10 protein-coding genes are annotated in these 16,415 nt (G+C 46.0%); 4 read left to right on the top strand and 6 right to left on the bottom strand.

Annotation, left to right across the window (positions count from 1 at the left end; translation table 11 throughout):
• Positions 1-144 precede the first annotated feature (144 nt).
• The 4 genes from AC27G9_RS09455 to AC27G9_RS09440 form a co-directional block, all read right to left on the bottom strand.
• The gene (locus AC27G9_RS09455) at positions 145-1,248 is read right to left on the bottom strand and encodes an NAD(P)-dependent oxidoreductase (protein WP_487073421.1); all 1,104 of its coding nucleotides are present in this window, start codon (positions 1,246-1,248) and stop codon (positions 145-147) included.
• A 251-nt stretch (positions 1,249-1,499) separates the two neighbouring features.
• Positions 1,500-2,918: a TolC family protein gene (locus AC27G9_RS09450; protein ID WP_487073419.1), complete on the bottom strand. Its 1,419-nt coding sequence runs from the start codon at positions 2,916-2,918 to the stop codon at positions 1,500-1,502.
• Positions 2,908-3,930 (bottom strand): efflux RND transporter periplasmic adaptor subunit, encoded by a 1,023-nt coding sequence (locus AC27G9_RS09445; RefSeq protein ID WP_487073417.1) that lies wholly within the window; start codon positions 3,928-3,930, stop codon positions 2,908-2,910. Before AC27G9_RS09445 ends, AC27G9_RS09450 begins: the two co-directional genes overlap by 11 nt.
• Positions 3,931-3,933: 3 nt before the next feature.
• A complete protein-coding gene (locus AC27G9_RS09440; RefSeq protein ID WP_487073415.1) occupies positions 3,934-5,613 on the bottom strand; it encodes an ABC transporter transmembrane domain-containing protein in 1,680 nt (559 codons plus the stop codon).
• 134 nt (positions 5,614-5,747) lie between these two features.
• Between AC27G9_RS09440 and AC27G9_RS09435 the strand changes: the two genes are divergently transcribed.
• Complete coding sequence (locus tag AC27G9_RS09435) at positions 5,748-6,650, top strand: LysR family transcriptional regulator (protein WP_487073413.1); 903 nt, start codon at positions 5,748-5,750, stop codon at positions 6,648-6,650.
• 72 nt (positions 6,651-6,722) lie between these two features.
• On the top strand, positions 6,723-7,172 hold the full coding sequence (locus tag AC27G9_RS09430) for a GNAT family N-acetyltransferase (RefSeq protein WP_487073411.1): 450 nt from the start codon (positions 6,723-6,725) through the stop codon (positions 7,170-7,172).
• A gap of 39 nt (positions 7,173-7,211) precedes the next feature.
• Here the strand turns inward: AC27G9_RS09430 and AC27G9_RS09425 are convergent, their stop codons facing one another.
• Both AC27G9_RS09425 and AC27G9_RS09420 read right to left on the bottom strand, forming a co-directional pair.
• Entirely contained in the window at positions 7,212-10,370 is a 3,159-nt protein-coding gene (locus AC27G9_RS09425) for an efflux RND transporter permease subunit (protein ID WP_487073409.1), read from the bottom strand.
• The gene (locus AC27G9_RS09420) at positions 10,370-11,458 is read right to left on the bottom strand and encodes an efflux RND transporter periplasmic adaptor subunit (RefSeq protein ID WP_487073407.1); all 1,089 of its coding nucleotides are present in this window, start codon (positions 11,456-11,458) and stop codon (positions 10,370-10,372) included. Before AC27G9_RS09420 ends, AC27G9_RS09425 begins: the two co-directional genes overlap by 1 nt.
• A 421-nt stretch (positions 11,459-11,879) precedes the next feature.
• Between AC27G9_RS09420 and AC27G9_RS09415 the strand changes: the two genes are divergently transcribed.
• Together AC27G9_RS09415 and AC27G9_RS09410 are read left to right on the top strand one after the other, a co-directional pair.
• Positions 11,880-14,132: a putative bifunctional diguanylate cyclase/phosphodiesterase gene (locus tag AC27G9_RS09415; RefSeq protein WP_487073405.1), complete on the top strand. Its 2,253-nt coding sequence runs from the start codon at positions 11,880-11,882 to the stop codon at positions 14,130-14,132.
• Between the two features lie 169 nt (positions 14,133-14,301).
• On the top strand, positions 14,302-16,326 hold the full coding sequence (locus AC27G9_RS09410; protein WP_487073403.1) for a GAF domain-containing hybrid sensor histidine kinase/response regulator: 2,025 nt from the start codon (positions 14,302-14,304) through the stop codon (positions 16,324-16,326).
• Positions 16,327-16,415 lie beyond the last annotated feature (89 nt).

The following is a 16,415-nucleotide window of genomic DNA, read 5'->3' as shown; positions in this document are numbered from 1 at the left end:
CGTAGACTTGATGGATAAGCACATTATAAAAACAATAGAAACGAATAAAATTCCTAATATTCGCCCATTACATTCTATAAATACGAACATAAGACAGAGATGACAGCGCTACCTCTGATTGTTAGCGCTATAACAGAAAGGCATTTAGACAGATAAAAATGGCTTCCAAGCCGCATCAGGTAGCATATGCATACCTTCTGAGAACGAATTTGATTGCTCAAACATATGCTTTACGCCAGCCGCCATCAACGCTAAAGACACATCGAAAGCATTCAAACTGTCACCGTATCCAGCGGTGAGGTTGAACATGGCACCATTGGACAACGCATAAAAGTAATGTGCATTATGTCGATATTCGAAGATTTCCGGCATGAGTTCGTCTATCTTATACTCCGGCAAATCGTCCAGGCGAATTTCGTGACTTACATGGCCAACATTCATCACAAATGCGCCGGTCTTAAGCTGCTTTAACATAGCACTGTCAAGCACATTGGCCACACCTGTCGCTGTGACAACAACATCGGCTTGCCCGATGACGTCGCTTAACGGCGCACAATGCCACCCATCATAAGCGGCTAATAGCGCCCTTGATGGGTCTCTTTCTGCGACAATGACTTGCCCACCGAATGCGCGTGCTGAGAATGCACATCCTTGCCCTACCAAGCCATAACCGAGAATGACAACTTTTTTCTCGTGAAGTGAAAGATGCGTGCGTTCCATGAACGCCTGCCAGGCACTCAACCCTACCATATGCCTATTGTGCAGACCTTCTTTCGCATCCAGGTCGTCCCAATTGAATACGGGGTGCTTTAGCGAGAGTCCATTTAAGGTCGACACGCCTGACCCGGTTCCCTCGAGACTTGCGACGACTCCCTTGTACTCCTCATTCCGGTGGTACAGTGCTCCTAGTTGCGCGCCAAACTCACACAAGTGAGTGGGTTGCCATTCCAAAGCACTTTTTAAAGAGGCGTGCCAATCGGCATTTGACATGTTTTTCCATGCTTTAGCTTGTGCACCGAGCCCCACTAAATACTCGACCACTTCATCTCTTACCGTTGTGGGATTGCAAGTCGTAATAAACAATTGCCCTCCCTGTTTCAGATAGCCCTCATAAAACGCAACCATTTTGATATCGAGGTGCGTACTGATTGCCAATTTTTTATCGCTACAGTCTCCCAACTGTGAAACGACCGCGGCAGTGCGTTGCATGTGTCGCTCATTCCAAGCCAGTTCTTTTAAAAAACTCATGTTTACTCCGATTAAAATCATGATGTCGGCAATGCTTGCCAAGAGAATTGGAAACCCAGCGTCATAGACAAGGGTTCTTTTGCCTCAGAATATTCCGTGCTGAATGTTTTCGGGCGCAGGTTGCAACCGAATATCGTCCTTTGATAGTGCTATAAGGATTTAATCGAAGTCTGGGTGCTGGGTCAAGTTATCGAGTGCATTGCACAAAATGATAAAAGCGAAACGCCTTTAGGCGCCTCGCTTTTGTACAATCACGAGTTTGTTGTCTGAAAGTCCACCAATGCACCAGCAGCAGCCCATACACTCAATTCTTGCTTAAAGAGCTGAACTTGAGCCTGTACTGATGTCAGCTTTGCTTGAATGGCAAGGGCTTCGCGGTTATTGAGTAAAAACAAGTCACTCGCACCAGCTCTAAACCGAACAAATTCTTGCTCGAGAAGTTTATCGGCGATTTCGGCTTGTTGCTGGTTCAGATCTAGCATTTGTTTGCCGTAATTCACCTGTTCTAAGGCCATCGCCATATCTCGTTCGAGTTCGTTCATCAAGTTTGTGAGAGCGAAGTCGAGTTCTCTTATTTTCTCTTGCGCACGCCTTTGCTCAGCCTTAGCTGTACGCTGGCCTAACGGCAGAGAAAAATTCAAACCCACTTTACTTTCAGTCCCGACAAGCGTCTCACTTCCCGCTCCCACATCACGGGCGACTTTGAGCTCTAAATCTAATTGCGGCAGCAATTGGTTTGCCTTAAGGCGCTCATCATTTCGCGCTTTGACACGTTCAGCTTGAAGTGCCTGTACCGCAGGGTGTTGGTACACCATTCTCTTCAGCTCCGCCTCGTTTTGCGAATGAATCGCAAACGGCCACGCTAGCTTTTCACTGTGCTTTGGCACATCTGACACGGGTCGCATTTGACCATTGTTATCTCGCCAATAAAACACCAGCGCTTGTTTAGTCACCGCCAATTCTCGCTCAGCACGTTGCAATGCCAGACGACGACTGAGTAAAGTCGCATTAAACTCCGTCAAACTGATTGCGGCTAAATCACCATTCTCAACGCGAGTTTTAATGCCTTCTAGTCGGTCTTCTGTGGTTGTGACCAAGTCCATTATGACCTGGTATTGCAAATCTGCCTGATACCAATCAAGCAATGCCGATAGGCCTTTATAAAGAGTACTATTGATTTGCGCTGATTCTCTTGCCAACCAATTTTCTCTGGCGGCTAGCGCGTTTTGCAGTGCAGTGCGATATTTGTCAGTTTCACGATTCTGCAATAGGGAAAATGCCACCCCTATGTTGGCCTCACCACCTGACAAAGTGCGCATTTCACCCTCGTATTCGGGGAACTCGCCATCAGAAATACGATATCCACCAAAAATACGCGCATTCATATCAGTCAAACGTTTCTCGACTTTTTGTTCAAGAAACTGGCCATCATAGTAACCACTGGGACGCAATGCTGTCGATTGATACACCACAGGGTCAAAGGCCCCCAGCGCCCGCATTTCTTCCAGTTCTGCCTGTGAGCGTTTAGCTGCGACTTCCTGTAATTTGGGGTGAAACTGTTTAATGGACTGAATTAACGTATCAGTCGTTAGCGTGTCTGATGCTGTTGCAGCAAAAGCACTAACCCCAAGCCAAACTGACGCTATTACAATGGTTGCGCTACTGCGCATTGCGCACCTCCTGGGTTTGCTGCGGTGGGAAGTTGTTTAATTGGCGCCACATTTCATAGCCCAACTTCACTTCTTCGAGTAAGACCCAACCACGAACGCGGCTTCCTAAGCGAACAAAATTTTCATTTGGCCAAGGGTGGTCGGTTTCGTCCGGTTTGATCCAGACGTTAAAACGCCCTCTTTCATCTGCAACCGGTTCAACAAACTGCACGATACCACCAAAGGTTCCAACAGCCGTACCGGGCCATCCGCTGAATTGGAATACAGGCCAACCTTCAAATTGCAACCTAACCTTTCGACCTTGAGTCACTAAAGGCGCGTCTAAACCACTGACTTTAATTACCACCGAGCGTTCTACACCATCAGGAATAAACCACGCGAGTACATCCCCAGGTGTAACAAAAGTCGCATTCCCTGCGGACAAGAGCCGCAATATGGTGCCGTCCTGCGGCGCTACCTTTGTTTGTGTTGATTGGCGAGCCAAAGAAACACTGATTTCACTCACCGCGGCTTCGGTCGAGGCGGCCTTCGCACGCAAGTCTTCTAGTCGAATTTCGACCATCTCAACATCTCGCTGCGATACCAAACCTTGGGCTAACAAACCTCGTTGGCGTTGCAAATTACTTTCGGCTTTTTCCACCGCAGACAGGTTCGCTTGATGACGCTGACGGGTCGCGGCGAGCTGATTTTGTAATCGTTCAACTAACGCTTTATCCGTATCGATTAATGTGACAATGGGATCCCCAGCAGCCACCCGCTGACCTTCACGTACATGCCACGTCTGAATTTGCCCAGCAACTAGAGCCGATATGGCTTGTGTACGGTCTCGGGGATCTAAGGTGTTGACCTCTCCACTACCCTGCGCAGTTTGCACCCAAGGCGTGAAATACAGCACAACCACAGAAAGTACAATAAAGAGTAAAAGTAACCCTGATGCAATGCGATACACTTTAGGAATCTTCATCTCACCCAATGTGGTGATGTTGTCGAGAAAACGCTGCTCAATAGACATCTGTTACGCCTCCTGGCCTTTGGTTTTGCTCAAGTGTGCTTCAATGGCTTTATCGCCGCATTGATACAAGTTCAAAACCTCATCAAAATGCCCAGTTGTTGCCTTGTTGGTAAAATACAATACCGTAAAATCTTGCTTGGTTAACATTTTCAACAAACGATCTCTCATTTGAATGGATAGCGAATCAAAATGCTGATTCAAAATAAGCAGTTTCGGTTTAGCGAGTAATGCCGACGCCAGTTTAAGCAGTAGAAATTCCATCGGTTGCAGTGGCCCGCCCATCGAAGTCAAACGCGTGTCCAGGCCGTCGGGTAGCCTGTCCATAACACCGTCCATTTCAACATCTTCCAAGGCTCGGCTTATGTCGGCAACAGACGCATTGGGCGCAGACATTCTGAAGTACTCCTTGATTGTACAATCGATTATTAGCGACCTGTCTATCGTAGTAATCATCTGTCTAAGTTCGTAAGTGTCATAGTCAGACAGTTCTTTATCTCCTAGACGAATCCAACCTTGCGTCGGTTTTTCATACACTTTAAGCAAGTTGATCATGTTGCGTTGAATCCAACTTTGCTCAGTTTGAACAAAAACTTTGGCGCCTTGCTCAATGTCCAAGTTCATCTTGCATTGTTGGCCCAAATATTCCACTTTCAGGTTTCTGCACTCTAGCGCGCCGTCGGTTTTCTTATCACCGTTGGCCTCATGCAGGGTTTCTTGAGGGATGGCCAAAGCCTTTCCTATTTTGTCAGCCGCGCCATAGAGCTCGTAATACAATTTGAGGTACATTGAAAAGCGCGATAACCCCAAAAATACTGCCGACATAATCAGTTCGGCCGCCACTAACTGACCAATGGATAGTTGCCCTGTTACCACAAGCCAACCTCCCAAACCTAGCAATGCTGCACTCGCCACTGCATACAAAATCAAAAACATAACCGCTTGGGAAAAAGTGTAAACAAAGTGGCCTTTGTGCTTACTGATGTAGTTTGAAATATGAGATTCCGTATTTTTACTCGCATAATCTAGGTGGCGACTAGATTTAAAAAACTCGTGAGCGGACGCAATATCATTCAACCACTTTGCCGTATCGTATTTTGCCGATGACAATTCAATTGCAGTGCGTTTGGCGCGTCCTCCCCAGATTTTCCAGATGAGGTACAAGGTCAATAAGATCACCATGTTAAACGCAAACAACACGGGGTGATAAAAAGAAACCAAGGTAAAGCCTACTAACATTTGCAAGACAAGAGCGAACCCATCCACCATGAGCGAAGGAATATTTTTTTGCAAAATTTGAATATCAAAATAACGCTGAGTGATCGTGGTGTTTCGTCTATCCGAAAAGAAGCTATGAGGCGCCATGATGGTTTTGAGACTGAGATTCGCCGTCAATCTAGCGAATACGCGTCGCTCGTAGTACTCCATTACACGCATGCGCATTGCACTGATGACGCCAGAGAAAAACAAGGTTGAAAACAGCACGACAGCCAAAATTGTTACGGCGCGAACCGATGCAATATTAGCAATGGTATTAACCAGCGTTTGTACCGCAATTGGCACAGCTAGCGTAAACAAGCCGATCGCGACACCATAAACCATTGCTACCCAAAAGAAACCCGCCTCGGGTTTGATGAGCCCAACCAGTAACTTATGGGTTTTCTTTAAATCAATCGTCTTTGCCACCAGTACACTTTCCTTATTCAACAAGGTAGGCAAACTCTACCTCAACTTATATTACGACAAAATCTGATAATAACTGTTTAATACTTCGAAAAAACCTTACTATTATAGTAAAACGTAACCTTGGGTGGTGAACAATGCATCAACTTAATTATCATCATTTATACTACTTTTACGTGACAGCACGAGAAGGTAGCATCGCAAAAGCCGCACAATTACTGCATGTGACACCGCAGACCGTCAGCGGCCAAATTGCTACGTTTGAAGATAACTTGGGTTTCCCCTTGTTCGACAGAAGGGGCAAGCGTCTCTATCTCAATACCCAAGGCAAAATTGCCTATGAATCAGCCGAAAATATTTTTACCAATGGTCAGCACCTAGTTGAAACCCTCTTTGCTAACGAGCACGGTCACACCCACCAATTTAATATTGGTATTACTGACGTCGTTCCCAAGGTCTTAGCCTTTGATTTTGTAAAAGATGTCATGAAAAACGCCACATCCACTCGATTTGTATTTAAAGAGGGAGACTTTGAAACTTTAGTTGGCGACTTAGCAGTAAACAAGTTAGATATGGTCGTTTCGGACCGCCCTATTCTGCCGGGCACTTCAATAAAAGCACTCAGCCATTTTCTAGGCGATACAGGCGTCAGTTTTTTTGCAAAACACAACACGGACTATTTGGCAGCGCATTTTCCTAAGTCACTTGATAAGGCTCCCATGCTGCTTTCCGGCGACAAATCGAGAATGAAAATGACGATTGAAGCTTGGTTTGAGGAAAACCAGATTCGCCCCATGGTGATAGCCGAGTTTGATGATAGTGCCTTATTAAAGCTGTTTGGAGGCGAAGGCTTCGGCATCTTCTGCGCACCATCGAGTATAAAAAAGGACGTAGAAGCCCAATATGACGTAACGTGTGTGGGCAGTACCAACAGTGTAACCGAACGCTATTACGCGATTACTGGCGAGGGCAGAACACAGCACTCAATGGTTAAACAGGTGCTAACGAGTGCAAAGGCCTTGTTCAAAGACCATACTTGAATAGATTTGTTATAACGCACAGCTTCGGGATAGTATTAGCGAAATCTTTCATTATCAAACCGAATTCAAACTATGATCCAATGGCACTGGAAATCCTTTGACAACCTAAGCGCAAAGGAGGTCTATAACATTTTGGCGATAAGACAAGAAGTTTTTGTTGTTGAACAAGATTGCCCCTATCAAGATGCAGACTACCTCGACGACCGCTCTATGCACCTGTTTGCCACAAATGAAGAAAACCAAATCCTAGCTTACCTCCGCGTTGTCGAACCGGGCGTCAAATATCAAGAACCGGCAATTGGACGAGTTTTGACTAGTGACAAAGTGCGTGGCCAAGGTTTCGGTAAATTACTCACTGAAAAAGCCATGGAACATACAGCCCAAACCTACCCAGGCCAAGGTGTGCGCATTTCAGCGCAACAATATCTCACGGCGTTCTATAACAGTTTTGGTTTTGAGGTGGTATCAGCTCCCTATGATGAAGACGGCATTCCGCATATAGAAATGCTTGCTGCGAATTGATAAAAAACCACCCGAAGGTGGTTTTTTTATCATTCTCGACTATTTAGCAATACGATAAACGTTCTCGGCTGAGAGGCTCTTGTCCTCAACCTCCAGTTTGGCTTTAGCAGACGTTTTCGGCTTCCTGCCATCCCTTAACGCTAACAGTGTTGGGGTCAAGATCAACGTCAATACCGTTGCAAATGCCAGCCCACCGGCAACCGCTGTTGCCAACTGCGACCACCACTGTGTAGAGGGGCCACCGATATCGACATTCCTGCCGATGAAATCAATATTGATCTCCGCAACCATCGGCATCAACCCAAGGATTGTGGTTACTGTTGTCATGAGCACCGGACGCAAGCGCTGCGCCCCGGTTCGCAGGATAGCTTCCATCACAGGGAACCCTTCTTTGCGCAATATATTGTACGTATCGATAAGCACGATATTGTTGTTCACCACAATACCCGCTAACGCGATGACACCAATTCCTGACATGACTACGCCGAACGGCTTTTGGAAAATGGCGAGTCCCAAGAATACGCCAACCGTGGAAAACACCACCGCACTCAAAATCAAAAAGGCTTGGTAGAAGCTATTGAACTGCGTGACCAAAATAATAGCCATTACAAACAGCGCAACGAGGAATGCTTTCATCAAAAACGCCTGAGATTCTTCCTGTTCCTCGTTTTGTCCTTTGATAGAAATTTCGACCCGAGGATCAATATTCAATTCAGGTAACTGGCTCTTAAGCGCAGGAAGCGCATCGGAAAGCAATTCTCCCGGTACCATATTGGCTTCAACTTGAAGCACCCTGCGGCTATCGATATGACGAATAATGTCTGTTTTTGGCTGGGGTGTCCGCTCGACAAAATTGCCTACTGGTACCATGCCATTCATGGTTTTCACTCGCAAATCATCCAGTTTACTGATGAAACGCTCATCGGCGGGATACCGTACCAAAATATCTAATTCGTCATCCACATCGTTAGGGCGGTATTCGCCAATTTTCAAACCATTAGTGACAAACTGGACGGTATTCCCCAGCAGCGTCGCATCGGCGCCAAACCTTGCAGCATCGCTGCGGTTTACTCTCAAATTCCATTCGATACCAGGTTTAGGGGCGGTATCCCCGATTGCAGTAAATCGGGGATTGTTGTCCAGTGCCGCACGAATTTTTAACGCCGCATCTGTGAGTAACTCAGGCTCTCTCGATGACAATTGAATCTGTAGGTCTTTACCGGATTGCGGCCCTTCCTGATCCGGTGCCACTTCGATATCTAAGCCCGGTAAGTCGCCTACGCGCTCATTGACTTGGGCAATGACTTCATCAGAATGCCCACGATAATGCCAATCCACTAAGTTCAAGCGCACATAACCAATCTGGTCGTCGCCTCCCGTACGTGCGTATAAGGTTTCGACTTCTTCCATATCAACCAGTCGAGACTCAATATCCTTGATAATGACGTCTTTTTCGTAAATTGACATATCGCCAGTACCACGCACCGTGACATTGACCCCCGAACTGTCGACATGAGGGAAAAACTCTACCCCCAAACCGGAATAGTAATATGCCATGAAAGACACAACCGCTACGGCAATGGCACCACTTAACACCTTCCATGGATGACGAATCGCAGTGGCAAGGGTGCGAACATATTTACCGGTGAATCCTTTTAAGCTCGTGATGTCACCCTCTTCCGCTTGTATCATTTGCTCACGAGTTTCTTTCGATACATAGCGAGGTTTACCAAATACTGTGCCCAGGGTTGGCACGAATATCAGTGCCATGACCAGAGAAGCCGATAACACGGCAATGAGTGTAAACGGTAAGTACTTCATGAACTCACCCATCATACCGGGCCAGAACATCAGTGGCGCAAACGCAGCCAAAGTGGTCGCCGTAGAAGCAATGATAGGCCAAGCCATACGTTGCGCCGCTTTCGCGTAGGCCTGTTTTTTGTCCATGCCTTCGCTCATGCAGCGGTCGGCAAATTCAGTCACGACGATGGCGCCGTCAACCAACATCCCTACCGCCATGATCAAGGAAAACAATACGACCATGTTCATGGTATAGCCAAACATTGAAATAATGAGGATACCAGTCAAAAAAGAACCTGGTATCGATACGCCAACCAATGCAGCTGTTCTTACCCCTAGGATGGCAACAATGACGATAGCGACAAGAATAACAGCGCTGGAAACGTTGTTTTGCAGGTCGTTGAGCATCATAGTTACGTCTTTGGTTTGATCACCGGTGTAAGTCACGATAACGCTATTGGGCCATATTGGTGAGGCTTGCGCTTCAGTGATCAAGGCTTTTACTTTGGCAACGGTCTCTATGATGTTCTCTCCCGGACGCTTTTTCACTTCAAGAGAAACAGAGGGGTTAGTATTAAGACGAGCAAAGGTACTTGGATCTTTGTATGCCCTTCTGACTTGCGCAACGTCTTGGAAGGTAATGACCCTGTCATCAACCACTTTCACAGGCTGCTCCATTACGTCTTTGATGTTCTCAAAGACCGATGGCACTTTAACTGCAAAGCTACCTTTGCCATTGTCTAACGTACCAGCAGGCACCAAGCGATTGTTACTCGATAACAGATTGAGAATATCTGACTGGTCTAACTGATAGGCTTCCATCAACAATGGATCGACGATGATCTCAACAATGTCTTCTTTGTCACCGACCAAATCCACTTCTAAGACTTCTTTGAAGCCTTCTAAGCTATCTTGCAGTTCACGGGCAAGCGTAATCAAAGCACGCTCGGATACGGGACCAGACAACACCACAGTGACAACGGCTTGCTGCCCTGCCATCGTCACTTCGTGAATAGTCGGCTCTTCCGTTTCATCAGGTAACTCTGCACGTGCAACTGTCACCTTGTCTCGAACGTCCGCCAACGCCTCTTTAGAGTCTAATCCCGCGATAAACTCCATGGTGACACTGGCATGTCCTTCACCGGCAGTCGCCGTCATTTCTTTTATACCTTCAATCGAACGTAGTTCCGCCTCCATCGGCTTAACTAACATACGTTCGGCATCTTCAGGTGAAATTCCGTCATGTATCATAGACACGTAGATAAACGGGATGGGAACATCTGGATTCGATTCCTTGGGAATCGTGTTGTATGTCACAGCACCCGCGACAATCAACAGAGTGAAAATCATCAAGATTGTTCGTGTTCGACTAAGTGCCGAGTAGATCATTCCTTCCATTAGTTCGTGCTCGCTTGAGTATCGGCAACAACCTCTACAGTGTCACCTGCTCGGACATAGCCATTCCCTAAAGTGATTACATCAGCTTGCTGACCAAATCCAGCTAACCACACCCCAGTGTTATCGCTTTGTATGATATCAATCGGGACGAACGCCACGCGTTCATCAACGATGGTTTTCACGCCTAAATTGCCAGCTTCATCTAGGGATAACACTGCAGGGGTAACTTTAATGGCCTGCACTTGGCCAAAAGGAATCAGTAACTCCGTACTCATACCGGCCTTGTATTGGCCATCTGAGTTTGCAACCGCCACTTCAACGGGAAAGGTGTTAGTTCCTTCAGTGGAAACGCTAGAGATGTAACGAATACGCCCTTCTATTTGTTCGCCACTAACTACACGACCTTGCGCTGCCTGACCAACACTTAATTTGCCAATTTGCGCTTCGGTGACATCCGCGGTGATGATCAAAGGGTCTAAATCGATCACAGTGGCGATATTGTCTCCCTCTCTCAGTAAATCACCGACTTCAACGTGTCGCTGATTCAGTACACCATCAAAAGGAGCGCGTACCTTGGTATTTTCAAGCATCAAGGACAACGACTTTACCTGTGCTTTAGCACTCGCCAATGCGGCCTTGGCTTGCGCCAATGTCACCTGAGATTGATAGCCTTTTTTACCGAGAGATTCGGCGCCTTCTAATTCCAATTCACGTTGCGCGAGCAACAAGCGTGCTGAAGCAAGTTGTAGCGCAAGATCGTTTGCGTCAATTTCAACGAGTAACTGCCCTTTGGTTACCTGTTGCCCTTCTTCGGCATGCACCGCTAAAACCTGACCTTGAATCTCAGACCTTAACATTGCACTGCGATCTGGCTCTGTACGACCGTATAACGTCATCTGGCGCTCAATCGCATCAGCATACATTCTCGTTACTCGCACTTTCGTAAGTGGCGCCTCGGTTTGTTTTTCTGTAATAGTGTCTTCTTGCGCTTTTAGACTTCCCGACGCTACCCATACTGATAACAAAACAAAAATAATCAACGCCACCCAATATGGCTGTTGTCTCAAGCGAGTGAAAACCCCTGACATATTTCTACTTCCCAAACTAAATTATCGGCATTGTACACTACTCAGTGTAATTTTTATGTCTGAATATGTAACAAAATAAACATTGTGGATTGGCTCGGCGCCCAAATACCGTGAAAAGCAAATAGCGGCGCAGTCTCGGATGCGAATAAACGTTTATTGTCAGCCGAATGAAATTAACCTGACACTAAACAGCTCTTATTGACTAAAGTTAGCTTCGCTAGGTAATTTGATTTTGTACGACAAAATTGAGACACCATAGGTTTAACTTTACGGCAAACTGTATATTTTACCATCAAGCAATACACATGGACTCTTTGTTACCGATGACAAGTCAAAACCGTTGGAATGAACTATGTTTTTACTCGGAAAGTCGATTAGATAAACTTAATCCCAATTTAGGTATCTGCTTTAGGGGCCAGCAATGAAGAAGATCCACTCTCAAAATAGTATCAATATACTCGTGTCTTTGGTCATTGTTGCGGGTTTGTCGATAAGTGCATACGTCTTCTACAAAGGTGTGCAAATTGCCGAATCAACGGAATCCTTGTTGACAGATTCCCTGCCCAACTTAGAATTGCTCAAGTCTTATGAAAACCTATCCCTAGAAGAAGAGCGGATTTACTACGAGTACTACGCAAACGAAAATGACAGCTTGGTGCGATTTAATCTAGTCAGTGTGCAAGAGCAACTCCAAAGCCTGTCTAACCGCATCAATACCCTGTATCGACAATCTGAGTCGTTTGCACTCATCGACCAAGCACATGGCTTTATTACCGAGACGGGTGAAAGTTTTATCGCCAATCTGCAAAGCTCTCAGACTGATTGGGATCTGGCCAGAGAGCAACTCGACATCATTTCGGCAACGCGCCGTGATATCAAAGCCGCATTGGCTCATCAAATCAGTAACCACACAACCACAATCGAACAAAATCAAGAGCAAACACTCACGTCACTTATTCGCATTGAAGTCTTTGCAGTGTTTTATGGTCTATTTACGCTTATTGTCACGCTAGTGGCTGGCAGAATGATTCGCGCTTACTTGCAGGAAATCGGTTTGAGACAACGCCTTTCGTTGTTCCCTCAGCGCAACCCGAATCCAGTAATAAGTATTAATGAAAAGCGGCAAATGCTGTTTATGAACCCAGCTAGTCATAAGCTGGTTGGTAGCGACAAACAGATAAATGATGATATCAGCGACTACTTACCCGCCAATATTGATGATTACATGCGCAAAACTCAGTCTGACAGTCATCACGTCGAGTTCGATTATGAAATTGGCGACACAACTTACGAGTGCCAAATGCATTGGCTACCGGATCAACTTGAATGGGATTTGCATTTAAAAGACATTTCAGCAGAGAAAACGGCTGAGAAACAACTCACTTATCAGGCATACCATAATCCCGACAGCAGTCTGCCCAACATCTATGCGCTTGAACAAGATATCGACGGCTTAATCGAAAAAAACGCAATGTTTGCCCTCGGTATTTTAGAAATACGCGGTTATGCCAGCATGTTCGCGGTGTTTGGGGCCCAAGCAGCCAATCAGATCGTTAATGAACTGGCTTCAACCCTAACAGAAATTAACACCAGTGGTACCCTGCCCAGTTTTGATATTTATCACATCGCTGAATCTCAGTTTGTATTAGTGAGCACCCGATGTGTTAACGCCGATGAAGTGCAATTTCTTGCCAACGGCGTCTCAGCGCGAATAGACCGAATTGCTTTCAGCTGTGAACACCGCTTGAAACTCAATTTTGGTTTCGCCCAGTTCCCACATGATGGCCAAGACTTCCAAACGCTTTTTACTAACACCCGCATGACATTAGATCTCGCAGTGAAAGACGCCAATCACCAAGCTTTGCTGTACTCCAGTGAATTCAAACAACAAATCGAAAAAGAACAAACCTTGTTGGCCGATTTACAACGCGCTGTCGAAATGGGGGAGTTTACACTTAATTTCCAGCCTCAATTGGATATTAACCAAAATAAAGTGGTCGGCGCAGAAGTGTTAATTCGCTGGAAAAACGGTGACAACTGGGTGTCGCCCGCCGATTTCATTCCACTGGCTGAAACTTCTGGGTTAATCGTAAACTTGGGCACTTGGGTGCTCAGAGAAAGCTGTCAATATGCACGCCATCTAATCGATATGGGGCATAAGGACATTGTCATTGCGGTTAATATTTCACCACGTCAGTTCATTCACAAAGGGTTCTACGAGACCGTTGTCGATGCGTTGGAACGCGCGAATCTACCAGCAAAAAATTTGGAGCTTGAAATCACTGAAGGTGTGCTAGTCAATGATGAAATGGCAACAATTGCGAGCTTGAATGAACTGAAGCAACTGGGCGTGAGTTTATCGATAGACGACTTTGGCACTGGCTATTCTTCATTGAGTTACCTCAGCCGCTTCAACATCGACAAGCTCAAAATTGACCAGTCTTTTATCCGAAACATGTTGGAAAGTGAGAGAGATGAGGCAATCGTTAAAACCATCATTGAGTTGGGAAAAAACCTTGGCGTGGTGTTAATAGCGGAAGGCGTAGAGGAGCAAACACACCTTGATAAACTGCGGGATTATCATTGCGAGGAGATTCAAGGTTACTTCTTCTCCAGGCCCATCCCTTTCCCAGATTTATGCGAGTTTCTACGTGACCGAGAACAGCAAAGCTAAACCCTGTACGTTTTTTACTCACTCAAATATTTTGGCTGTTTGCGGTCTCGCGCGTCTGCGAGGCTTGTGCCATACTGTTTATACACTACCAAATGCAACCTGGGCCTGTTACTGGCAGGGAATTGGTACGCAGCGAATTCAGTATTGAAAACAGACATGGACTGACGCATTGAATTTTTGGCGAACATTTCACAATATCGTTTCAGATCAATCACTTCACTATGACGATAAGTCGCGAGCGTTATTGGAGCTCGGGCTAGCGGCATTCGAACTGGATATTGGCATCGTCAGTAAGATTGAAGGTAACGACTACACCATTGTGAACGTGGTTAGCGACGACAACCGCTTTAAAGCTGGCAGTGTGTTCGACCTTCAAAGCACGTTTTGTGAGTCGACTGTGCTTGCGGGAAGAGCGCTCGCTTATCACCACGCCGCGAAAAGTGAACTCAGTGTTCACCCTTGTTATCGCAACACGGGGCTCGAATCCTATATAGGGGCGCCAATAAAAGTCAACGATGCCATCGTGGGTACGATTAACTTTTCTTCCCCTAAGATTTCTCAAGCGTTCTCATTTAAAGATCGAGAAAAAATTGAACACCTGGCTCAGTGGTTTGGCGCAGAACTGGGGAATCGCAAAAAGCTAGAGACGCTTAAACGCAACAACCGTCAATTCGCCAAACTGGAACGGGTCGGTAATATTGGCAGTTGGGAAGTTGACCTAGAAAACAACATTTTAACTTGGAGCGACCAAACACGCGTTATTCATGAAGTCGATGAGCATTTTGTACCACAGGTAGATACTGCGATTAACTTCTACAAAGCGGGCGACAGTCGAGATCGCATTACGAAGGCTGTCGAGCACGGCATTGCCACTGGGCAACCTTGGTATTTGGAATTGCAACTGGTTACGGCGAAAGGCAATGAGATTTGGGTTTCAACCCATGGTGAGGCCGAATACCTAGACGGAAAATGTGTGAGACTATTTGGCACATTTCAAGACGTAACCAAGGACGTAGAACTGCGTCATGCGCTAGAAAAGCAAAAACTCGAGGCCGAGCAATTACTAGAACAACGCAGTAAACTGATGGCCAAAATCAGCCATGAATTGCGCACACCGCTTAACGGAATAACCGGCATGTTATCGACATTAGCCGATGAAAACGACAGTCAGAAACGCAATGAAAAAGTGGCACTCGCAAGGCGTAGTTCTGACACCTTACTTCGACTTATCAATGAAGTACTCGATTACAGTAAGATCAACTATGGCGAACTCAAACTAGAGCCAAGTCACTTTTTGTTAGGAACAGTCTTCGCTGATCTGGTGTCGATGTATAAACCCGTGTGTGACGAACACCTGAATGAAATGGACTTCTCCAGTAATGTTACCGATAACTGCTGGGTCTATTTCGACTCTACTCGCCTGAGTCAGATTGTATCCAACTTACTGAGCAACGCGGTTAAATTTACCGAAAATGGCAAGGTTCGGTTAAAAGTCTCGGCCAAAGCCCACGATGGCAATGTCAACCTTTTGATATCTGTCAGCGACAGTGGTATCGGTATGAACGAGGACACCTTGGCCTCTTTATTCAAACCATTTAATCAAGGTGCGCCCAATATTACCTTGAAATACGGCGGTACTGGGCTTGGCCTGTCCATTGTAAAAGAGCTCATTGACAGAATGGGGGGGCAAATTCACGTCAAAAGCACCCTAGGCAAAGGCACAACCTTTACCGTTGCTCTCACTATACCAAAAGGCTCTCCCGTTGAAGATACCAACGAAGATGAATTGGATATCGATATCGACGCTGGGCACTTGCGGGTACTAGTGGTAGATGACAATGAAATTAATCGCTTGGTGATGGAATCGTATTTGCAGAAATTCAATGTTACCGCACAATTTGCCGTTGACGGCCAAGATGCGGTGTTCAAATGTCAAGAGTCAGAATTCGACCTCATTTTTATGGATTGTATTATGCCCGAGCTTGACGGCTTTGAAGCAACGAAGCAATTGCGAAGAGGCGAAATTATTCGGCCCACGACCATTGTCGCAGCACTAACGGCCAACACATCAGACGCAGACAAAGCGGCTTGTAAAGCGGCTGGAATGAACCTATTTCTGTCAAAACCAGTGAAAACCACCATGGTAAAACACGCATTGTTGCGTGCCATCGATAACAGCACTCAGGTCAAATAGCGTTGGCACACAGTACCTGCTCGCTAGTCTTGTCATTGCTTTACCTATACGGAAAACGGCAGTACTTTTTCATAGACGAATGAATATCA

This window comes from Alteromonas sp. 5NS40-0096 (assembly GCF_057544385.1).
This window is presented reverse-complemented; position numbering and strand designations above follow the sequence as displayed.